This is a genomic window from Lacinutrix chionoecetis (assembly GCF_053604665.1).
In genome coordinates this window covers 13,962-37,039 of record NZ_JBSHNQ010000056.1, presented here as the reverse complement: position 1 = coordinate 37,039, position 23,078 = coordinate 13,962, and the positions used below count along the sequence as shown (strand labels likewise).

Below are 23,078 nucleotides of genomic sequence, written 5' to 3'. Positions count from 1 at the left end.
ATTACATAACGCGCTTGTTTAAAGTGTTTTAAACATACATTTGTGCTGTAATAAATGAGTATTGTTTTGCTAAGGAGATAATACATTCAAAAAAAAATAGTTGAAACCCTTAACTGTTTTATGTTTTTAGTTGGTTGGTTACCATGGAAACCACTTGATTTTAATTATCGAGTGGTTTTTTTAATTGTTCTAAAAAAGCCTGCCGTCTGTTTCTTGAAACAGGTATTTTAACTGTATTATTTAAAATAACATAGCCTTCATTTAAATATTTATCGATATAGCTAAGGTTAATAAGATGAGATTTATGCACAAGATAGAAATTATTGTGTTCTAAAAGTTTATTAAAATGTCCAATACTGTTAGAGCTCATTAATGGTTTTCCGTTCATTAAATGAATATTAGTATAGCCCATTTCACCTTCGCAATGCAGTATGTCTTCTATTTTTACAAATTCTAAACCATCCATACTTGGTATAATTATTTTCTTTTTTTGAAACGTTTGCAACCCTAAATTTTCTATAAGTTGTGTGTTTTTTATTAGTGCTGTTTTTTCTTCAATATTTTTTTTTGCCTTTTTTACAGTGCTAATTAAATCGCTGTTATCTACTGGTTTTACCAAATAACCAATAGCACAATGCTTAATAGCCTCAATAGCGTAATTATCGAAAGCAGTAGCAAAAATGACTTCGAAATTTGGCTTTTTAAATTGCTTTAAAACATCGAAACCATTTAATTCTGGCATGGCAATGTCTAAAAACACTAAATCTGGTTTAAGAGTATTAATTAACTTTATGGCTTCTTTAGGGTTTTGCGTTTGTGCTATAATTTCTATTTCAGGACATAGGCGCTCAAGCTTATTTTTTAAAATGGCTAATGCTTTACGCTCATCGTCTATTATTATGGTTTTAATTGTCATTATCAAAATCTTTAAAATGTAAAGTCACTTTTGTTCCTGTTTGGTTTTTTTCGGTTTCAGAACGATCGTTAATAGTAAAATCGATATCCCAATGTTTACTTTCCTTAAGTAAAATTAAGCGTTCTTCAAGTACAAAACTGGAATGTTCTGTATGGGTTTGCTTTTTATCTTTAGACAATTCTCGGGCTTTATTTATACCAATGCCATTATCTGTAATTTCTACTTTAAAGCCATTATTAATTGAAGCCGTAAATTTTAAATACAATTGCCCTTGTCCTTCTTTATGAAAAATACCATGATTAATCGCATTCTCTAAAATTGGTTGTAAAATCATGGGCGGTAAAAACAAATCTTCTAAATCTAACTTAGCATCTACCTCAATCTTATACTCAAGGTTATCTTCGAATCTTAATTTTTCAATTTCAAGATAATTTTTTAATAATTTTAATTCGTTTTCAAGAGAAATATTCTGCTTTCTTGAATACTCGAAAAAAAGACGCATTAATTTTGAAAATTTGGATAAATAATCTTCACTTTTTTCAACCTCATTTAATTGAATGTAATATTGAATGGCATTTAGAGAATTATGTACAAAATGCGGATTCATTTGTGCTCTCAAAGCATTTAACTCTAATTCGTGCTGTCGTTTTTGGTTGTTTAACTGTGTTTCTAATTGTTCTTGAATAAGTTTGTTTTTCCGACTATTAAAGGTCATAAAAAGAACGACTACGGCTATTATTATAAATAATGCCACAGCAAACAAAGTGACTAAAATAGTGTTTAACTCGTTACTCATCGATTTTGTATTTAGCAACGTTAAAGCTAATAATATAGCATCCGCTAAGTAGTACATTTAATATAATCATTGGAATTTTAAATTCTAACGAATTTGCTTTTATAATTGGTAAGAGTAAGTGTAAAGGTAAATAACCAATATAGAATATTAACAAGCCTGTTACCAACCAAAACCGCTGCGAATGTTTATACTCTATTACCAAATTTGTTTTAATCATGGCTACAAAATATAAAATGGAACAGGCTAATATAGAAATAGTACCTACCAAGTATAATCTGCTGTAAAGCTCTGTGATAATGTTTTTAGTGATTAAAAAATAAATTGTTGTAACTAAATATATTAATATAAATAATAAAATAAGCTTACGTTTATTTAAAAGATGATAAAACCAATACAAGTAAAACAGAAATGAAACTATGGTTAATATATTGTACAATAGACTAAATCTTTTCCCTGTGTAGCCACTTATTAGACCACTAAATAAATCGATTAGAAAAGCGAATATTATTATAAAGAGAAAGTACTTTTGCTTAGTATTATAGTAATCTTTCCAATAATATATCCCTACAATAATTGCAGATAGCTGAATGATAAAAAGTGTTATTTTAAACCACATTTATTAATTACCGCTTGATGTATGTTCGATTGCCGGATCACCACTATTTCCATAATTTAAGCGTTTTAGTCCAGGTGTATTTTTATTGTCTTCTGCACCTCTGGTACCTTCTTTATAAGTTGGTGTAAAAAACACTGTTGTGCTAATAGAATCTGTTTCTTTTGCTGCAAAATAGACTCTTAAACCTAAGTTTTCGTAACCTAATTCTAAAGATTCGGTTTTTACGTAGTTAATATAATTTTCGAGATTTTCTAAATCGAACCAGACTTCTCTATTTTCTGCTCCCACAGGAATGTTACTTGCTGCTAATTGCTGTTTTAAATTTTCTAGTTGGATAATTACATCTGGATTGTCTAAATCGTTATTTAATACATGTAGTAAAACGTTATTTTTAACGAGTTCTTTATCTTTAAAGGTTTCTTCTTTTACATCGGCTTCGGGTTGTGTTAAGGTGCCAATTGGATCTTCGTAATTGCAGTCGCAAGTGTTATTTGTTTCGCATTCTTGAAAGAGGAGTATTGCTAAGGCTATAGCGATTATTAGCAATGATTTAGTTGCTATATTTTTCATAAGATTATAGTTTTAATTAATAGCTTAGTTATTTCACTAAGGTAAGATTTTGCTTGTTAATATTGTGTTTGCTTGAATAAGAAAAATTTTTTAAAATGAATCCCAAGACTATTAATACAGCCTTGGGATTATAACTATTAAGGGCAGCTGTAAAATTCCTCAATTTTAACTTCGTTATTAGCCACTATAACAGTATAAGTTGTTGCAGCAGTGGTAAAACCTGTTTGTGTCACAATTTCAACTGTGTACGTTCCGTCTGCCAGTCCAGCAAAAAACACATTTCCGTTTATGTCTGTTACAGCAGTTCTAATAATAGAATTAGTGGCATCTCTTAAATGTATGGTCCAGTTATCACCAAAACTATCAGAACTATCGTAAGCTGCGTTGCAATTATTATCTATCACGTGTAAGACATTTATTACATTATTTTCGCAGCAGCCTTGTACATTTTCTGAAAGCGCATTATCTACATTTGTTGTGCGTATAAAACCGTCTATAGAAAATCCTGTTGGTCCACCCTCATTAATTAAATAAGCTCTTAAACTGTAACTTCCAGAGGTAAGCGGGATTCCTAAATTAACCCAATTTAAAGGAGGTCCTGAATAGGTGTAAACAGGGCTTGTTAAAACCGTAGGACCATTATTATTTACCAGTTCTAAATAGATTCTATTATCTGCTCTAAAATCTAATTCTAAGTCGATAGTTGTGTTTTCAAGTACACAAAAAGACCGTTCGAATACGTAAGGAATAGGATCGCCATTACTATTATCCGGGTTTACACATCCCGAAGCACTGCTATCTCCAGTATTATAAGGTGATAAAGTTGCTGTGTTTGGTTGGTTAGCCCATGCTGTTGGACTGGACGAGTTTAAATTTACAGCAAAGGCACTACCATTAAATGTGCTTGCTACTGCAGCATTACACGAGGTTGTTTTAGGATTATTTATTATTTTCCAAAAAGGATCTACAGAGCCTATAGCAGTTGGTATAACATTGCCATTTGCATCTAATCCTGTGCTTAATTCCAGCCGTGGTGAAGCGTCACAATTACTATTTATTTGAATGTATTCACAATCTTTCTCATCGCTACAAGATAAAGACATAGCGAGTATAAGCATTATAAATAAAAATTTAAGTCCGGTGAAAATAAGAGATTTTATCTCTTGGTTCTTCAATATGATATATTTAGTATTCATTGTTTTTAGTTTTTCAAAATAAGCCAAGACTTCATTAGTTATAAGTCTTAAATCCATCTTGGCTTGGCATTGATTAATAGCCTCTTTTATACTTTATTTTATTGTGGGCAAACCACTTTAAATTCTGTTCTACGGTTTATGGTATGCTCGTTTTCAGTACACGTCACACCGTCGGCACACTTGTTTAATAATTCTGTTTCTCCTGCTCCGCGAGCCATTAAACGGTCTCTGGTAATGCCTTTAGTCATTAAATAATTCACGGTGGATTCTGCTCTTTTTTGAGAAAGTTCCTGGTTGTATTGGTTGCTTCCGCGCGCATCTGTATGCGAAGACATTTCTACTTTAATGGTTGGGTTGTCTTGCATTAATTTAACAACATAATCCAAATCTGGACGCGCAGCTGGAAGAATGTCCCATTGGTCTAAGTTAAAAATGATGTTATCTAATTTTATAGCTTGACCACAAGGGTTTACACACATTTCGAAATCTATAAATAACGACTTATTTCTGTCTAAATCTGTTGTAGAAACTTCTACTTCGTTAGAGAAATAGCCATCTTTTCTTCCATTTAAGGCGAATGTTGACGCTTGCTTTAAGTGGAATATAAAATCACCTTCGGCATCAGACAGCGTATTTTTTTGGCCAGCATTTATTTTATCCTTCAATAAAATATCTACACTTTGTATGCCTACTGCGGTATTACATTCTACAACATCTCCTTTTAAAATAAAGTTAGAATCACCGTACTTAATTTCCTTTTGGATGCCATTACCTTCTTTTTTACAAGCGATAAATTCTTTTTTAGAAATAGTGGTTTCCTCTAAACTTACATTGTATAATTTTCCAGTTACGAAATAATCATTTTCCTGCACATCGTTAAAAACAACTACACCATAAGAATTAGTGGTGCCTGTTTGCACTATGTTTTCGTACATATCTGTTAAAATAACATCAGTAAACGGTAATATTTCACCAGTAAATTTATCGACAGCTGTTACAGTTACACCACAACCACAAGTTGCGCAACATCTCGGCATGTGGTCTTCTCCACAAACCTCACAGACTTCTTTTTTGTTGTTTTTAGCAAATTGATAGGTGATTCCTGCAAATACGCCAACCGATGAAATATCGCAATCGCAAGCCTCATTTCTTACTATGGACCCATTAGGATCCAGTCTGTTACCTGTTGCTCCTGTAGGCGCTGTAAAAGGCACTAATGGATAATTTGCTGCCGAAATGCCTAAAGGCGCATCTACCAGTTCTTCTGCTCCAAAGTGATGCATGTAATAAGCACCAGCATTGATACCAAAATTAGAGTTTAGCATATACGAAAACCGTAGTTGACCTTTAAAAGTAAGTACTCCAGAGTCTTTGTAACCTACATGAAAATTAAGTAATTCGTTACCTGGATTTGCATTTTCTAATAAAGTTCTGCCTCCTTTTATTGAAGCGAGACCAAAACGTGTGTTTATTTCCGTTTTAAATTTTCGCGACTTACTTCTAAATTGAGCATTTGGACCAATACCGTAAAACAATCTTGTAATCTTATCTTGAGATAAATTAAAAGTTGTAATTGGAGAGCCACCAACGCTATATAAATTGTTCGTATCGAAAACACTTTCTGGCTGGTTTTTAATATAATCGACATCTATACCTAAACCAAAGGTGTTCCAATAATAATCTAAAGATAGTCCTAAGTCTATACCACCATTATAATCTATGTCTGGCGTATTATTTTTGTACGTTGGGAAATCGTACCCAATTCTGGGTGATAGTTGAAAATAATTGGTATCATTTTTTGTCTGTTGTCCACTAGCAGTGAACGACGAAGCGCATACTAATGCAACAACTAATAGTTTAATAATGTGTTTTAAATTGTTCATCATTTTAGTTTTAATTTGTTATACAGTTTTAAATACATAGGGTTGCTATTTTGTTACCCTATCGTGTTAAATATTCTTTGGGAGAACTGTATTATGTACATTTACACTGCAAATATTAATTAATTGCATTGCTAAATAAAGAGTCGCTTTATAACCGGTTAAGTTGAATCGATTACTGGTTTAAATGAGTTTGTAAAACATAAAAAACCCGCCAAATTAGCGGGTTTTAATTTAGGGTTATAGCTCTATAGCTTTATTTTACTATTACGCGCCTTGTTAATATGCTTTTCTCTATTTTAATTTTTAAAACATAAACTCCACTTTGTACTTTACCAATATCTACTGTATTGTTTCCAGTATTAATGGTTGTGGTGAGAAGCGTTCTTCCATTTAAATCTAAAAATAACAGATGTCCTTTTTTATGAGAGGTAATATGTATTGTATTTAAAACAGGGTTAGGAAAAACTTTTAAAATACTATCTTCAAAATCTTCAACACTTAGTGTTGCACATGGTGGATAGGTTCTTGTATCTCTGGTGGCATTGGTCCAGCTCCCAGACAAATAATTTTGCGTAATTCTTTCAGTAGGGTTACCATCTGCATTGTTGGTTCTTAACACACGCTGTTGGTCTTCATAAACAGTGCCATTCCAGGTTTGTTCTAGTTGATTAATTAAAAAGTTGTTACTATCAAACGTGTAAGTAGTTAAACTGTTATTTATCCAATTAGAGCCATCCCATTGTGATGTTTCTTTTTGAAAAATTAAATTTCCAGAATACATGTTGGTTACACGCGTATTATTTACCCAATTAGATCCACTTTTTACGTAGTTATATACTATGTCTAACGTATTGTTCGCGTTATAAGTGAATTCTGCTCTTGTGCTATCTACCCAGGAAGAGCCATCCCAATTTTGGGCTGTGCTTGTTAGATATAGATTGTTGGCAGTAAAGGTTTGTAATAGTCTATCTACAGGTATCCAGGCATTGCTTACATATGCAAAATTGGTTATGGTTATTGGGTTGTTATTACCATCATATTCAAATTCTGATTTAAACGAATCTTCCCACATATTAGTTGTACTATTCCAAGTTTGATTAACGTTGGTTTCAAATAAGTTATTAGCATTATATGTAGTGGTTAGTAACGCCGAATTTTCTAACATATTGGTAGCAAAATTATTTGTTTCCAATAAGCCTTGCGTTGGCATGCAATCTGTATTAAATGTGTAAGTAACAATTGAGGTAAACGTCCAGCTACCCATTAGCCATATATCGGTTTCCCAAGTTTCTGGTACATCTATTAAAAGTTCTTGTTGCTGTTGTGAGTTAACCTGAGTAAAGGTTATAAAAAGTAAAAATGCTAGTAATAATTTTTTCATAACAAATGAATTAAATTAATAATAGCTATCAATCAATATATAAATTTAATAAATAAATAATTGATTATTAGGTAAATAGATAAATTTTATTTGTAAAATATAAAAAAACGTGTTGTTTTTTTAATTTATATTTTAGGTTGCTTGAAGAAAAATATAGCCCATTAAAACACAAATAAAGGGCAGTGAAAAAAGCAATAGCATATTGTATTTTGGAGCTTTTTTTCTATTGAATTTAGCATTCATCACTTTTCTTGTTTTACCATTATAGCTTATCCAGTTTTTAAGATGAATAGCTATTGAAGCAATAACAAACAATACCCATGCATTTTCACTTGATATTGAATTGACATGTAATTGACTAAAAAAAGCAGCAAAAAAAGCGCCTAAAAGAAAGAGTATAGCAATTTGTAAAACCGAAATGTAAACTAAAGCAATAGTGTTTGCTTTTTGTTTAAACTGTGCTTTAAAACGTGTAAATATAAAATAGAAAAAGCGGTCGAAAATTGTCATATCTTAAAAGTAAAAAACCTGATAGAATTAACTATCAGGTTTTTTGAATAATAATATTTATAACTTATGGTACAAATACCGTAACATTATCTACGTGAATTGTTGTGTTTTGATTTGAAGTATCACTTCCAGTATATCTAAAAGCAATGTAAGCTGTTCCTGTGTAAGACGATAGGTCTATTTCTCCAGAACTTGTAAATGTATACCAGCTATCGAAATCTGCTTCTAAACTTGATGTAAAATCTAAATTTGTCCATGTTGCAGAAGTAATATCAGCTTCATTTCCAGAAAAATCTGTTGAAATTAATACTTCAATAGCATCATGTCCAGCATCTGGAAAAGCATGTTCTGTTTGGAAGGTTAATATTTCACCATCTTGAGCATCCATATCAATACCAGGTGATACTAACCAACCAATATTGCTAGAATCTCCAGTTTGAAATGCAGAGAATTCTGCATAACCATTGTTACTAAATACCTGTTCTGTCCATAATTCGCTACCTGCTTCAGCAAAATTAATCCAGCCTGCAGTATTTAATGTAGAATTATCGACAGCATCACTAAAAGACTCTTCGAATACAGGGTCGCAACGGTTATCGTTAAAATCAATATCTTCTGTGGTGTTTAAAACCATAACTTTAGGAGAACCTCCAAAACCTTGAGTAACAACACCAGCAATTGATCCTCTTCCTGCTATAGGTAGTGGTACTTGCTTAAAACTTGCAAAAGAACTGGTTTCTAAAGAAAAGCTAGAACCGTCTTCACAACTTATTAATGGATGTCTTGTATCGAAACTATCGGTAGGGTTAACAAAAGTAGAACCAGCTAAGCCCGCAGGGAATTGTACATTTTCAAACATAGCAAATATCCCTAAATGAGAATCGTTAACGTCACTAGGAGATAATACTGTAGGTACTATTTCTGTAGTTAAACCAGATCTAAATAAATGCATTGGGATTTGATTTGGTGTTAATTGGTCTACGTCACCATCGTCTAAAGTACCTCCAATGGTTACTACATCAGATGAGTTTTCACCTAAGTATAAACCGTTTAATTTAATATAAACCTCTCTTCCAAAGTTAAATTGGTTATAAGAATCTACTTGATTTAAAACAACACCAATGGCTGCAGTTGGGTTTTCTGGAGCATCCTGAAGGTAAAATTCTTTAAAAAAGTTTCCTGTAGCGTCCGATGAGCTTACATAACCCTTTACTACAATATCAGATTCAATTATTTCTGTACTACCAACAAACTGAGCTTTTAAAGCCGAAATAGATATTTCGGTTAGTGCACCACTTTCTAAATCTGATAAAATTTGATTTAAACCTGCATTTTCTTCAGTTCCTAAACTATCAGGTATAGTATAGTCATCGTCTTCCACACAAGATGTTATAGCTAACACGGCTACAAAACTTAATATTAATGTTAAAAATTTACTCGTTTTCATAATGTTAAATTTAATATTATTAATTTTTCTTTTTCTTTTTAAAATCTAAGGTACACATTTACAAAATAATTTATACCACGACCATACCAGTATTTTGGTCCAAACACACGTGTTGGATTACTGTTATCATCTCTTAATTCGCGATAGTTTGCGTTTCTACCTTGCTCGAAACCACCAGTTTTGTACTCTTTATCTAATAAGTTTCCTACACTGGCAAAGAAACCAACAAACTTATCACCAATTTTCCATGACTTACCACCTACAAGGTTTACAACCATGTACTCATCAAACTCTTCTTGTTGTAACAATTGGCGAGCAATAGCAGGATCGTAATCATTAAATGGTAATCCATCAGCATCTAAATAAAAGTTTTCTGTTCTTGTAATTGGACTAACATCTAAATAAGTATTCGAGAAAAAGTTAGCTGTTGCTCCAAACCACCAGTAATCTGGGTCTCTGTATTCAAAACCTACAGATGCTGCACGTTGAGGTCCACCAGCTACTTTATAATCCTTCAGGTTTGCCTCTCCAAAGTTTTTAAATCCGTTTTGTGTTAACTCATCTGGTGCAGTTATATCACTGTTAGTAGTCAAGTACAAATTAGGATTATTGTCGTAAGTATATTGCCCAATCGAAGCAGCACCTTTTAATTTAATAGTTGGTGTAACTTGTGCTTCGATACCTAATTCCGCACCAATATTCTTTTTATCTATGCCTTGTAATATTTCTTGTACAAAGTTTGCATTATCGCCACCAATACCATCTGCGAAGTAGAAAGAAATTTCGTTGGCATCTTCTATTTTAGTATAAAAACCAGTTATTCGGGCTTTAACTATTGGTGAGCGGAAAATATAACTTGCGTCAACCGAAGAAATTTTCTCCTCGGTAATTTCTTGACCAGTTCTGTCACCAACTATACTATTGTTTTCTCTTGAGTTAGAGAATGTGTTACGTAAATTAGGTGCCTGTGTAATATAACCTCCATGGAAATCTAATAAATGTTTTCCAGTAATTTTATAGGTAAAACCAGCTTTTGCGCCATAACCTGTAAAATCTACTTTATCACTTTTACCTAAAGAACTATCTATGTAAGCTTCGTTTTGGTATAAGCCTTCTCTTTGGTAATCGGTTTTAGTAATGCTTCCAGCTAAAAAGAAATCTACTTTATTATATTTAAATTGTGCTTGAGCATATCCAGATAATTCATTCGCTAATAAGTTAAAGTTATATCTAAACTTATCGCCTTCAAAAATTACACGATCTGGGTTTAATAAATCGAATTGAAAACCATCAAAAGAATCTACGTTGGTATAACCTGTAGTACTACCAAATAAATCAATAACTTCAGCAAAGTTTTCAGATTTTAATTTTCTGTAATTAACTGCTGCATTTAAAATAATGTTTTCGTTTAATTCGGTATTAAAGATCGTGTTGATTGTTAAAAGTTTATCGTCATTTCTATCTTCGTATAATGCATATGCTGCACTTTCGCCAGCGGCATTATTAGTTAGGTTGGCATCAAAAATACGATTCCAATCAATTTGACCATCGTTAATAAATTCTTGTTGGTCTTGATAAGCCTGGCTAAAATCTGGTCCATCAGGATTTGCTAAACTGAAACTTGGTAAATTCTGGTAATAAGCAGGACTTGGGTTTGCACCTCCAGCATAGTCTAAACGACTGTTTCCTACTTTACCAAACTGGTAACCAATATTTGTATTTAAAGTTGTTTTAGAAGAAATATCCCAGTAATGGTTTAACATAATAATAGGTTCTTCTACTTCTTTAATTCTTGAGTTTTTCTTCTCACCATTTAAATAACCCCAATATTCATTATACTTAATACCTTTTAGGTCGTAAACTTCTTGAGTGTTTGGTGATGATTTTCCTCTTCTATTAGGTGCATAAATAGAGGTGAAATTTAAACTGTGTTTATCGTTAATTTTCTTTTCAACCGAAGCAAAAAATGAGTTTGAATCGTATAAGGATGCATCTTGAAAACCTTCATCTCCCCAGCGACGTCCTGCCATAATTGTGTAAGCCCAGCCATCTTCCATTAATCCGGAAGCATAACTTGCCATTAAACGATTGGTGTAACTTCTGTTTGAAGAAGAATAAGTAACACGACCACCTTCTCTGTAAGAAGAAGCTCTTGTAGATATATTTGTGGTTCCTAAAATACCTCCAAATGTGTAAGCTGAAGGCGCTAAACCGGTTGATAATTCTTGATTACGAACAACATCGTTTAATCCGCCCCAATTACTCCATTGTGGTCTTCCAGTATCGAATTTATTCATTTCAATACCATTCATTAAAACGGTTCCATTGTCTGAATCTAAACCTCTAACTCTAAAAAAAGATGAGCTAAATTCGAAAGCCGCAGTACGTTGAAATACGTCTTGTGACGATGATAACAATCCAGAAATATTGTCTGCTCCTGCGGTGTCATCGTTTAATTCATCATCAGATAAAGTAATAGTAAATAAATCTGCCTGACTACCTTGATCTATTTCAAGAGTCATATCCTGAATGTCGACCGTTTTACCTTCATTTACTACTATTGGATATCTTTTTTGTAAAAATCCAACTTTGTAAATTTTAAGCATTTGTTCTCCAAAAGGAACAGGTTGGCTAAATTGAAATTGTCCCAAACCGTCGGTAGTTTCGGTTTGTCCTGTTTCTTCAACAGTAATTGTTACATCTGGAATAGGCTCACCCGTTACAGCATCTTTTACACTACCTTTTACAATAGTTTCTTGAGCGAGTAATGTAGTAATGGAAAGCATTCCGAATAGAAAAATAAAAAAACTTTTTTTCATACCTAGATTAAATAGTTAATAGATTACACGTTAAATAATAGTTATTTAAGGCGTGCAAAGGTACATTATTTATTAGAAACATTTACCTTTGGCAAGCATTTTGTATGCTTGCATAACATAAACATAACATTTACCTAATGAAGAATTTTAAACTATGGCTTTCAGTTGCACTTATTACTGCTTTTGTAAGCGTTAATGCTCAAGAAGAAAAGAAATATAAAATCCATACGGTGGCATTTTACAATCTTGAAAACTTATTCGACACTGTAAACGATACAGAAAAAAACGATGAAGCCAGCCCAATGATGGAAATTAAGGCAGATCGTGAGGAAATTTACAAAAAGAAAGTACATAATATGGCTCGTGTAATTTCAGATATTGGTACAGAAACCACTGGAAATGCACCGGCAATTATTGGTATCTGTGAAGTTGAAAACGTAAAAGTTGTAGAAGACGTTGCAAACGATCCTTTACTATTAGCTAAAGATTACGGTATTGTTCATTTTGAGTCTCCAGACAGACGTGGTATCGATGTTGGCTTAATGTACCAAAAAGATTTATTTCAACCCATTTCAAAGAGCTCACATACTTTAAAGATTTTCGATGACAATACAAAAAAGCGTGTGTACACGCGAGATCAATTACTGGTTTCTGGCGAATTAGAGGGTGATCTTGTGCACATAATAGTAAGCCATTGGCCATCGCGTAGTGGTGGTGAGGCGAGAAGTCGTCCTAAACGTGTTGCAGCTGCCAAGCTTAACAAACGTATTATAGATTCTTTACAAGCTATAGATCCTTATGCTAAAATTATTACCATGGGAGATTTAAACGATGACCCAACTAATGAGAGTGTAAAAGACGTATTAAAAGCAAAAGGGAAGAAAAAAAATGTGAAAATAAAAGGGATTTATAACCCTTATATTAATATGTTTAAAAAACAAGGTTTGGGCACAACAGCGTATAGAGATGCCTGGAGTTTATTCGACCAAATTATGGTTACTAAACCATTAATTGAAACAGATTATTCGTCCTTTAGATATTACAAAGCCGGCATTTACAATAAAAATTATTTAACCAATAAAAGAGGTCGATATAAAGGCTACCCTTTAAGAAGCTTCGCAGATGGAGGTTTTACAGACGGGTTTAGTGATCACTTTCCAGTTTATATTTACTTAATTAAGGAAATAGAATAAATTCATTATTTTTAAAATGAAAAACGCCTGCTTAATGAGTTGGCGTTTTTTTTATTACATTGAATGATCTTGAAATTGAAAGTATTCATATTATTTCTGTTATCCTTTGTTTTAGTAAACGCTCAAAAAGTTGAAGAAAAAACAATAACCAACGGCAGCATTCAAACCATTGTTGTAGAAGGTGATGCGCTATTTAAAATTGATGTTAAAACTACAGAAACTAATAGTATTTCAATAGTTACTAAAACAGAAGGAGAATATGCACAAAACACTATAGTTTTTACCGATACTAGAAAAGATTCTTTAATAATCTCAACTGTAAATCAAACAATATTTAAAAACCCAAACGATAAATTAAGTGCACACAAAGTGTTGTCTATAGAATTGTTTCTTGAAATTCCTAAAAACCTGAATTTGTATTGTAAAAGCAGCATTGCTTCTTCACAAATAGCTGGTACCTACAAACAATTAATAGTAGAGCTGCATCAAGGAAACATAGGTTTGCTTAATTTCTCTGGAGATGCTATTATAAACACATTCAATGGAAATATTATGTTGGAAACAAATACTGCTACCATTAATGCAAAAACGAAGACTGGAAATCTTGTTAGCGAAAAAATAGAACCTTCAGAAAGTAAAATCGAAATCCATTCTATCCACGGAAACATTAACATCTATAAAACAAAAAAATAGTTAAATAGGTGTTATTTTAGCTTCAAAATTTTAAAATGTCTTTAAAGAAAGCCTTCATTTTAATTGTCATTATTTTACTTATCGATCAAATAAGTAAATTATACATAAAAACGCATTTTCAGTTACACGAATCTTTAAATGTTTTTAGTTGGTTTAGAATCTATTTTGTAGAGAATGATGGTATGGCTTGGGGAACCAAATTAAGTGATTTTATCCCTTTCATTAGTGATAGAACAGCAAAACTGTGCTTAACGCTTTTTAGAATATTAGCCATAGCAGGTATAGGTTATTGGTTAGTAAACGCTGTTAAAAAACAACAATCTAAAACACTTATCTTGGCTTTGGTTTTTATTTTTGCAGGAGCTTTAGGTAATATTATAGACTCTGTATTTTATGGAGTGTTTTTTAACGATAGCTACGGGCAAGTAGCTTCTTTTTTGCCTACTAATGGAGGTTACGATAAAGTTTTATTTGGTAATGTTGTAGACATGCTGTATTTCCCACTGTGGCAAGGTAACTTACCAGAATGGATGCCTTTTGCCGGCGGAGAAAATTTTATATTTTTTGAACCTGTTTTTAATATTGCAGATGTTGCCATTGCAAGTGGTTTTGGTATTTTGTTATTTTTCAATAAAAAAGCATTTCCTAAAAATGAGGATACTTTTTAAAATACATACGTGTTGTTTGGAGTAATACAATAATCTAAAGCAATATCTGTGCTTAAAACAGGAAATAAGTTAGGTTCTACCTCAAAAAAAGACAAGCCAATTTTTATAGTTTCTGGTTTGCAATTGGCTAAAAAAGTATCGTAAAAACCTTTACCATAGCCTATTCGCTGACCGTTTTTATTAAAAGCTAAAAGCGGAACAAAAACAACATCTATTTTTGAATGCTCTATCTCAATGCCATCCACAGGTTCTGGAATGTTGTACTTATTTAATTTAATTTTAGTGTTGTCTGTTAATAGAAAGTGTTGAAGACTTCTATCTATAAAATTACTTTTAGAAATCACGATATGTTTATCTCTTCCCGAAAGGATATTAAGTATAAAACTTGTATTTACTTCTTTTAAAGATTCTATTGAAAGAAAAAGATGATAAAACTCATGCTCCCAGATGTCTAAATTTAATAGTTTATTGGCAATGTCAATACTAAGTGCATCTCTAGTTTCTTCGTTTAAGTTGCTACGAAGTTTCTTGTATTTTTTCCGTAAATCTGCTTTAGTTATCATTATCTGTCTACCAATTCTGTAGAAATATGAAAAAGGGCGTCACCTTGATATACAATTGGCGACTCGTTTACATTAATAATATATCCAGTGTTAGAAGCTTTTACAAAATGATTAAACTTGCCATAGGGATCTGTAATATTTCCTATCACCTCGCCTTTTTCAACTTTAGAGCCTATAACTATTGAAGCTTTAAACATGCCAGAGAAATTGGCGCGAATCCACCTGCTGTCCTTTATAAAAATACACTTCTTTTTTGGTTTAGATACATTAAATTTCCTTTGTAACATACCATAATGATTCATTATGCGCTTAGCACCATTAACACCAGTATTGGTAACAGTGTTATCTATATGAAAGGATTTTCCACCTTCAAAAAGTAAGATGGGTTTATTCATGCGGTTACAGGTGTTTCGAAAGGATTTATTTAAGTTTTTAGAATACAGTAAAAAAGGAGCTCCAAAAATTTCGGCAGCTATATTAATATCTTCATTTCCTTCAGCTATTCTAATTTGTGGCGCGTTAAATCTCATGGCGCCACCTGTATGAAAATCCATTATAAAATCGGCATGAGGTACAATTTCAGACACTAAAGAATAGGCTACTCGACTAGCTAAAGAACCAGATTTACTTCCTGGGAAAACACGATTTAAATCGCGACCGTCTGGAAATTCGCGATCCATACTAATAAAACCAAAAATATTTAGCACAGGAATACAAATTGTAGTTCCTATTTTAGGTTTGTTAATACCTTTAGCAATAATCTGTCTTAAAATTTCTACACCATTAATTTCGTCGCCATGAATACCTGCAGTAAATAAAATTGTAGGACCAGGTTTTTTAGAGCGTTCTATTATAATAGGAACATCTACAGGTGTTCTGGTATGGAGTTTGGCAAGATTAAAACTAACTTCTTTACCCTCTCCCAGTTTTATTTTAGTGCCTAAAATTTCTAATATATCTTCCTTTTTCTCCACTATTTAATTGATGTTTTTTTCAATAAATGCAATAATGCTTTTTGCTATGTTCCTTCCTGTTGCAGTTTCTATACCTTCTAATCCAGGAGTGGAGTTTATTTCTAATAATAAAGGACCACGAGCAGATTGAAGCATGTCTACACCACACACAGGGAGTTTTAGTGCCTTAGCCGCATTCATAGCTAATTTTAATTCGTCATGACTTAATTTAATAATATTTGCACTTCCACCTCTGTGTAAATTAGAACGAAACTCGCCTTCTTTTCCTTGACGTTTCATCGCTCCCACTACTTGCCCATCTACAATTAATGCACGTAAATCTGCGCCTTTGGCTTCTTTTATAAATTCTTGAACAATAACTCTGGCCTGTAACCCATTAAAGGCTTCTAACACCGACTCGGCAGCACTTTTTGTTTCGGCTAAAACAACACCTAAACCTTGAGTACCTTCTAATAATTTTATTATAACTGGTGCACCACCAACATGTGCTATTACTTCTCGTGCATCGCGCGAATAATTTGTAAATACAGTTTTAGGCATGCCAATTCCTGCTTTACTTAGGCGCTGTAAACTTTTTAGTTTATCGCGAGAACGTAAAATGGCGTCGCTGGTAACAGTAGAAAAAACATTCATCATCTCAAATTGTCTTACAACAGCGCAACCGTAAAAGGTAACAGAGGCTCCAATGCGTGGAATAATAGCATCTACATAATCAAGATATCTATCTTTATAATAGATAGCAGGTTTCTCTCTTTCTATAATAATATCGCACTTTAAAGGGTCTATTACTTCTACTTTATGACCACGTTTCTGGCCTTCCTCAACAATTCTTTCAGTTGAATATAAATGTGCATTTCTCGATAATATAACTATGTTCATTAGGTTGTTTTGTTATATGATAAATCTTTTAAATCCACATCTACCATAAATTTTTGTTTTAAAAATTGTCTTCCTATTAATACAGGAAATTTCATTTCTTCTCGTGTGCTTAATGTTAAGTTTATTTTGTAAGTTTTCCCAAAAAAGATAACATCGGTTTTAATTTTATATCTGTTTTCAACAAAACCATTACTGCTTTTTACATCTGTAAAGGTATAATTTTCGAAAACAACAATTTTACCACTAAAATGTGGATGTCCCTTACTGTAAAAAGTACATTTCAATTTAGTATCCTCTTCAACAATTTCAGAGCAATGTATTGCAGAGGTATAGGCACCTGTATCTATTTTGGCGTCGATTGCAAATAAATTAAGTTTTGGAAAATCTATTTTATCTGTTCTTCCAATTATTTTTTTACTCATTCTTTTATTTTAATAGTGTTCCTGTGTAATTAATTGGTGATTCAAAAATCGTAAAATTTTATTGAATAAAGTTACCGTTTGCTTTTTTAAAACGGTCTATAAATAATTACCTTTGGTTTATGGCAAACCCTTCCTTAGATATTCAGCTTAAAACACTTCCCAGTGCGCCTGGTGTGTACCAGTATTTTGATGCCGAAGGTAATATTATTTACGTTGGAAAAGCTAAGAACCTAAAAAAGAGAGTTAGTTCTTATTTCACTAAAACACATGACAACGGAAAAACGAGAGTTTTAGTTAGAAAAATTGCCAATGTAAAACATATTGTTGTTGAGACAGAAAATGATGCCCTGTTACTTGAAAACAATTTAATAAAAAAACATAAACCTCGTTATAATGTTTTACTAAAAGACGATAAATCCTATCCGTGGATTTGTATAAAAAATGAGCGTTTTCCAAGAATATTCCCTACGCGTCGCGTGATTAAAGATGGGAGCGAATATTTTGGCCCTTATACAAGTATGAAAACCGTAAAAACCTTATTAGGTTTAATAAAAGGCTTATACCAACTACGAACCTGTAATTATAATTTGTCTGAAGATAAAATTGAAGAGGGTAAATATAAAGTGTGTTTAGAATACCATTTAGGTAATTGCAAAGGGCCTTGCGAAGGCTTGGAAACCGAAAAAAGCTACCATGAAAATATTATCGCCATTAGAGAAATTTTAAAAGGAAATTTTAAAGAATCGCTTGGTCAATTTAAAGAGCAAATGCAGGAATTAGCTAACAACATGCATTTTGAAGACGCCCAGAAAATTAAAGAAAAGATAGAAATACTCGAAAATTATCAAGCAAAATCAACCATTATTAATCCTAAAATTAGTGATGTCGATGTATTTTCTATTGTAAGCGATAACAGTTATGGCTATATTAATTTTCTACAAATATCTTACGGTTCTATAATAAGGTCTCACACTTTAGAGATAAAGAAAAAATTAGATGAGACAGATAAGCAATTGTTGGAACTTGCTATAATAGAACTTCGAGCGCGTTTTAATTCTAATTCAAAAGAAATTTATGTACCTTTTAAAGTGGATGTTGGAGAAGACATTAAAGTGTCCCTACCACAATTAGGTGATAAAAGAAAAATTTTAGACCTCTCCATACGTAATGCAAAATATTACAGGATGGAACGATTTAAGCAAGTTAAAATAACAGATCCAGATCGCCATGTAAATAGAATTATGGCGCAAATGCAAAAAGATTTACGCTTAACCGAAGAGCCCAGACATATAGAGTGTTTCGATAATTCTAACATTCAAGGTACTAATCCTGTGGCTGCGTGTGTAGTTTTTAAAAATGGAAAACCAAGCAAAAAAGACTACAGGCATTTTAATATAAAAACAGTTGTTGGTCCAGACGATTTTGCTTCCATGGAGGAAGTGGTTTACAGACGATATAAAAGATTATTAGATGAGGAGCAGCCATTACCACAACTTATTATTATCGATGGAGGCAAAGGCCAATTATCTTCGGCCTTAAAAAGTTTAGACGCCTTAAACTTACGAGGGACAATTGCAATTATTGGTATTGCAAAACGTTTAGAAGAATTATTCTATCCAAACGATCCAATTCCATTATATTTAGATAAAAAAAGTGAAACATTAAAAATTATTCAGCAACTTAGAAACGAAGCACATCGTTTTGGTATTGAGCATCACAGAAATAAGCGCAGTAAACAAGCATTAAATACAGAACTTGAAACAATACCAGGCATTGGCGAAAAAACTATTATCGATTTGCTAAAAGTTTTTAAATCTGCCAAACGTATTGCTAACGCTAAGCTGGATGAACTTGAGCACGTTGTTGGTGTGTCGCGAGCAGAAAAGGTGTATAATTATTATCACAAAAATGAAATCTAATAAATGAAATATTTTATCATTGTAATATTACTATTAATATCTGTAAACACTAAGATAAATGCACAGGAGAATATTAAAAATGAGCCCAAGGTTGGTCTTGTTTTAAGTGGAGGTGGAGCAAAAGGGCTTGCGCATATTGGCGCTTTAAAAGTTATAGACAGCTTAGGTATTCGTGTAGATTATATCGCAGGTACCAGTATGGGAGCCATTGTAGGGTCGTTATATGCGTCTGGGTATTCTGGTGAAGAACTGGATTCAATATTTAGAAATGTAGATTTCGATAAAATTATTAACGACAACATTCCAAGAGCTGCAAAAACCTTTTACGAGCGAGAAAATTTCGAAAAATATGCAGTTATTTTGCCGTTTGATAATTTTCAGGTTAAACTGCCATCTGCGCTATCCCGAGGTCAAAACACTTTTAATTTATTATCGCAACTCACTTTACACGTTAATAAGGTAGACGATTTCAGTAAATTACCAATCCCGTTTTTCTGTATCGCTACAAATATAGAAACTGGGCAACCTGTGCTATTAGATAAAGGCAATTTGGCACAAGCAGTTAAAGCAAGTGGCGCATTTCCGTCTTTATTTCAGCCTGTAAATATAAATGACCAGTTGTTAATAGATGGTGGTGTTACCAATAATTACCCTATAGACGAGTTGCGTGCTAAAGGTATGGACGTTATTATTGGAGTCGATGTGCAAGATGGATTGGCAAATAGAAACGATTTGTCTTCTGCGCCATCTATATTATTTCAGATAAATAATTTTCGTACCATAAACGATATGAAAATTAAAGCCCCTAAAACCGATATCTATATTAAACCAGATATAACAAAGTTTACAGTAGTCTCTTTTAGCGATGGTAATAAAATAATAGAAAATGGAGAAATTGCTGCCAAACTTAAAATGGACCAACTTAATACATTGGTTAATAAACAAGTTAAAAAAAGAGATTTTTTTAGTGTGCCAAAAATACCAGATACGCTTCAAATAAATCAAATTCATTTTAAAGGGTTGAACAATTATACTATTTCTTATGTTTTAGGAAAGTTAAAGTTAAAACCTAATCAGAAAGTTAGTTATCAGCGTTTTATTAGTGGAACAAACAATTTAGTAGCAACTAATAATTTTGATAGTTTTACTTACAAATTGGTGCCTACTATAGATGATGGGGTTTCTGGATACGATCTATATACCGAACTTAACGAAACCAATAAAACAGCCTTTTTAAAATTTGGAATTCATTATGACGGCTTATACAAAAGTGCACTTTTGGCGAATGTAACTAAAAATCAGCTTTTATTTAAAAGTGATGCGGTCTCATTAGATTTAATAGCAGGAGATAATGTAAGATATAATTTTGAGTATTATATAGATAAAGGGTTTTACTGGAGCGTTGGTTTAAGTTCTCGTTATAATGAGTTCGATAAAAATGTTGCTGCAGCATCACTCTTGTCTCCAGAGCAATTGGCAACTGCCGGAATAAATAAGTTAGGTATTAAGGTAACAGATTTAACCAACAAAATATTTGTTCAAACACAATACAAAAACGATTTAACCCTTAAGCTTGGTGCAGAACATAAACGCTATAAAATTAAAACTGAAACAGTAATCTCTCAAACAAGCCAGAGTGAAACCAATTTCGATAAAAGCGATTATGTAAGTGTTTTTGCCAATCTGCGTTACGATTCTTTCGATAACAAATACTATCCAAGCGACGGCTTCTATTTTAATACCGATTTTAATTTATACCTCTACTCTTCAGATTTTAATAATAATTTTTCAGAATTTTCAATTTTAAAAGCAGAATTAGGCTATGCCTATGCTTTCTCTCCCAAATTTAGCGCTAGTATTTTTAATGAAGCTGGAGCAAAAATTAACGCAAAAGATAACACCTATTTAGATTTTGTTTTAGGGGGCTATGGCAACAATTTTATTAATAATTTCAAAACCTTTTATGGTTACGATTATTTAGCAATTCCTGGAGACAGTTTTATTAAAGGAACCATAAATCTGGATTACGAGATTTTTAATAAAAACCACATTACTTTAGCTGCCAACTATGCTAATGTAGCAGACGGCTTATTTAGTTCTACAGATATAGACTGGTTCTCTTGGCCAGATTATTCAGGCTATGCAATTGGCTATGGTTTAGAAACCTTTTTAGGCCCAATAGAAGCTAAATATACGTTCTCACCAGAAACAAATGAAAGTTATTGGTTTTTTAATTTAGGTTTTTGGTTTTAAATTTCTTATTTTAAAACCTGCAAAAAATTCACGATATTTGTTACTAATGGATTACCAATGGCAAGACATATTAACGTTCTTAAAATTTCTTATAAAGAGAAATCCAGAGTAATTTAGGCTATCCTTATTTTGCATTTATTACAAGCTTTAAATTTTTTAAGCTTTAATCCTTAAACTCAAAATTAAAAATGCCGTTCTATCATAAATTAGGAAACATACCACATAAAAGGCACACCCAATTCAGGAAAAAAGATGGGTCCTTATATTACGAGCAACTTTTTGGTACCATAGGTTTCGATGGTATGAGTACAAACTCTTACCACGAGCAAAGACCAACACAAGTAAAAGAAATAAAAAAACAATACAGTGTTGCGCCAAAAATTGCAAAGAAAAATCATATTCAGTCCTATCGGTTTAGAGGGTTTCAAGTAGAACCCGAAAACGATTATTTAGAAAGCCGAAAGGCTGTTCTAACCAATAGCGATTGTACTATTATATTATCAGCGCCAAAAAAATCTACAACAGATTATTTTTATAAAAACGCCGATGCAGACGAGATGATTTTCATCCACAAAGGCTCAGGAAAATTACGTACACATTTAGGTAATTTAGACTTTAAATATGGAGATTATTTAATTATACCTCGAGGCATTATCTATAAAATAGACTTCGATACAGAAGATAACAGATTGTTTATAGTAGAATCTCGAAGGCCAATTTATACACCAAAACGTTACAGAAACTGGTTTGGGCAATTATTAGAACATTCACCATATTGCGAGCGGGATTTACGCAGACCTTACGAGCTGGAAACCAATAACGAAAGCGGCGACTTTTTAATGAAAATTAAAAAGCAAGACGAAATTTTCGAAATGGTATATGCCTCCCATCCATTTGATGTTGTAGGTTACGACGGTTACAATTATCCTTATGCATTTTCAATACACGATTTCGAGCCTATAACAGGTCGCGTGCATCAACCACCACCAGTGCATCAAACCTTCGAGACAGATGCCTTTGTAATTTGCAGTTTTGTGCCTCGCTTATACGATTATCATCCACAAAGTATACCAGCACCATACAACCACAGTAACATAGATAGTGATGAGGTGCTGTATTATGTAGATGGCGATTTTATGAGCCGTAACGATATAGACCAAGGACATATTTCGCTGCATCCAGCAGGAATACCACATGGTCCACATCCAGGAACTACAGAGAAAAGTATAGGTAAAACCAAAACCGAAGAACTCGCAGTTATGGTCGATACTTTTAAACCGTTAATGGTTACAGAAGAAGCTATGAAAATAGCAGACGAAGATTATTACAAATCCTGGTTAGAACATTAAAATAATTATCATTCCTGCGAGGGCAGGAATC

The 23,078-nt window shown here is 32.6% G+C and carries 19 protein-coding genes; 6 read left to right on the top strand and 13 right to left on the bottom strand.

Annotation, left to right across the window (positions count from 1 at the left end):
• Window positions 1-160: 160 nt before the first annotated feature.
• The 9 genes from ACVC43_RS01225 to ACVC43_RS01185 form a co-directional block, all read right to left on the bottom strand.
• A complete protein-coding gene (locus ACVC43_RS01225; RefSeq protein WP_452222752.1) occupies window positions 161-916 on the bottom strand; it encodes a LytR/AlgR family response regulator transcription factor in 756 nt (251 codons plus the stop codon).
• Complete coding sequence (locus tag ACVC43_RS01220; RefSeq protein ID WP_452222751.1) at window positions 906-1,769, bottom strand: sensor histidine kinase; 864 nt, start codon at window positions 1,767-1,769, stop codon at window positions 906-908. Before ACVC43_RS01220 ends, ACVC43_RS01225 begins: the two co-directional genes overlap by 11 nt.
• A gap of 562 nt (window positions 1,770-2,331) precedes the next feature.
• Window positions 2,332-2,898: a hypothetical protein gene (locus ACVC43_RS01215; RefSeq protein WP_452222750.1), complete on the bottom strand. Its 567-nt coding sequence runs from the start codon at window positions 2,896-2,898 to the stop codon at window positions 2,332-2,334.
• 137 nt (window positions 2,899-3,035) lie between these two features.
• Window positions 3,036-4,016, bottom strand: coding sequence for an SdrD B-like domain-containing protein (locus ACVC43_RS01210; RefSeq protein WP_452222749.1), 981 nt, complete (start codon window positions 4,014-4,016; stop codon window positions 3,036-3,038).
• A 176-nt stretch (window positions 4,017-4,192) separates the two neighbouring features.
• On the bottom strand, window positions 4,193-5,980 hold the full coding sequence (locus ACVC43_RS01205; protein WP_452222748.1) for an OmpA family protein: 1,788 nt from the start codon (window positions 5,978-5,980) through the stop codon (window positions 4,193-4,195).
• Window positions 5,981-6,230: 250 nt separating this feature from the next.
• Complete coding sequence (locus ACVC43_RS01200; protein ID WP_452222747.1) at window positions 6,231-7,358, bottom strand: T9SS type A sorting domain-containing protein; 1,128 nt, start codon at window positions 7,356-7,358, stop codon at window positions 6,231-6,233.
• A 132-nt stretch (window positions 7,359-7,490) separates the two neighbouring features.
• Window positions 7,491-7,868 carry a hypothetical protein gene (locus ACVC43_RS01195; protein ID WP_452222746.1) on the bottom strand — a complete coding sequence of 126 codons (378 nt, stop codon included), beginning with the start codon at window positions 7,866-7,868 and terminating at the stop codon, window positions 7,491-7,493.
• 64 nt (window positions 7,869-7,932) lie between these two features.
• Window positions 7,933-9,315, bottom strand: coding sequence for a DUF5689 domain-containing protein (locus ACVC43_RS01190; RefSeq protein ID WP_452222745.1), 1,383 nt, complete (start codon window positions 9,313-9,315; stop codon window positions 7,933-7,935).
• Window positions 9,316-9,353: 38 nt separating this feature from the next.
• A complete protein-coding gene (locus tag ACVC43_RS01185) occupies window positions 9,354-12,134 on the bottom strand; it encodes a carboxypeptidase regulatory-like domain-containing protein (RefSeq protein ID WP_452222744.1) in 2,781 nt (926 codons plus the stop codon).
• Window positions 12,135-12,271: 137 nt separating this feature from the next.
• Between ACVC43_RS01185 and ACVC43_RS01180 the strand changes: the two genes are divergently transcribed.
• The 3 genes from ACVC43_RS01180 (at window position 12,272) to ACVC43_RS01170 (ending at window position 14,688) form a co-directional block, all read left to right on the top strand.
• Complete coding sequence (locus ACVC43_RS01180; RefSeq protein WP_452222743.1) at window positions 12,272-13,327, top strand: endonuclease/exonuclease/phosphatase family protein; 1,056 nt, start codon at window positions 12,272-12,274, stop codon at window positions 13,325-13,327.
• Between the two features lie 75 nt (window positions 13,328-13,402).
• Window positions 13,403-14,020: a hypothetical protein gene (locus ACVC43_RS01175; RefSeq protein ID WP_452222742.1), complete on the top strand. Its 618-nt coding sequence runs from the start codon at window positions 13,403-13,405 to the stop codon at window positions 14,018-14,020.
• A 35-nt stretch (window positions 14,021-14,055) separates the two neighbouring features.
• Window positions 14,056-14,688 carry a lipoprotein signal peptidase gene (locus ACVC43_RS01170; RefSeq protein WP_452222741.1) on the top strand — a complete coding sequence of 211 codons (633 nt, stop codon included), beginning with the start codon at window positions 14,056-14,058 and terminating at the stop codon, window positions 14,686-14,688.
• Here ACVC43_RS01170 and ACVC43_RS01165 read toward each other — a convergent pair.
• Genes ACVC43_RS01165 through ACVC43_RS01150 form a run of 4 tightly spaced genes read right to left on the bottom strand, consistent with a single transcriptional unit; the run spans window position 14,685 to window position 17,526 of the window.
• On the bottom strand, window positions 14,685-15,248 hold the full coding sequence (locus tag ACVC43_RS01165) for a 5-formyltetrahydrofolate cyclo-ligase (protein WP_452222780.1): 564 nt from the start codon (window positions 15,246-15,248) through the stop codon (window positions 14,685-14,687). The genes ACVC43_RS01170 and ACVC43_RS01165 overlap by 4 nt on opposite strands.
• A gap of 2 nt (window positions 15,249-15,250) precedes the next feature.
• Window positions 15,251-16,228 (bottom strand): succinylglutamate desuccinylase/aspartoacylase family protein, encoded by a 978-nt coding sequence (locus ACVC43_RS01160; protein ID WP_452222779.1) that lies wholly within the window; start codon window positions 16,226-16,228, stop codon window positions 15,251-15,253.
• Entirely contained in the window at window positions 16,229-17,104 is an 876-nt protein-coding gene (gene rimK / locus ACVC43_RS01155; protein WP_452222740.1) for a 30S ribosomal protein S6--L-glutamate ligase, read from the bottom strand. It lies immediately after the preceding gene.
• Window positions 17,104-17,526, bottom strand: a complete 423-nt coding sequence (locus tag ACVC43_RS01150; protein WP_452222739.1) for an ATP-dependent zinc protease family protein — start codon at window positions 17,524-17,526, stop codon at window positions 17,104-17,106. Before ACVC43_RS01150 ends, rimK begins: the two co-directional genes overlap by 1 nt.
• Window positions 17,527-17,645: 119 nt before the next feature.
• Between ACVC43_RS01150 and uvrC the strand changes: the two genes are divergently transcribed.
• The 3 genes from uvrC (at window position 17,646) to ACVC43_RS01135 (ending at window position 23,047) form a co-directional block, all read left to right on the top strand.
• On the top strand, window positions 17,646-19,445 hold the full coding sequence (gene uvrC / locus ACVC43_RS01145; RefSeq protein WP_452222738.1) for an excinuclease ABC subunit UvrC: 1,800 nt from the start codon (window positions 17,646-17,648) through the stop codon (window positions 19,443-19,445).
• A 3-nt stretch (window positions 19,446-19,448) separates the two neighbouring features.
• On the top strand, window positions 19,449-21,698 hold the full coding sequence (locus ACVC43_RS01140) for a patatin-like phospholipase family protein (protein WP_452222737.1): 2,250 nt from the start codon (window positions 19,449-19,451) through the stop codon (window positions 21,696-21,698).
• A 188-nt stretch (window positions 21,699-21,886) separates the two neighbouring features.
• Complete coding sequence (locus ACVC43_RS01135; RefSeq protein ID WP_452222736.1) at window positions 21,887-23,047, top strand: homogentisate 1,2-dioxygenase; 1,161 nt, start codon at window positions 21,887-21,889, stop codon at window positions 23,045-23,047.
• The last annotated feature ends 31 nt before the right edge of the window (window positions 23,048-23,078 follow it).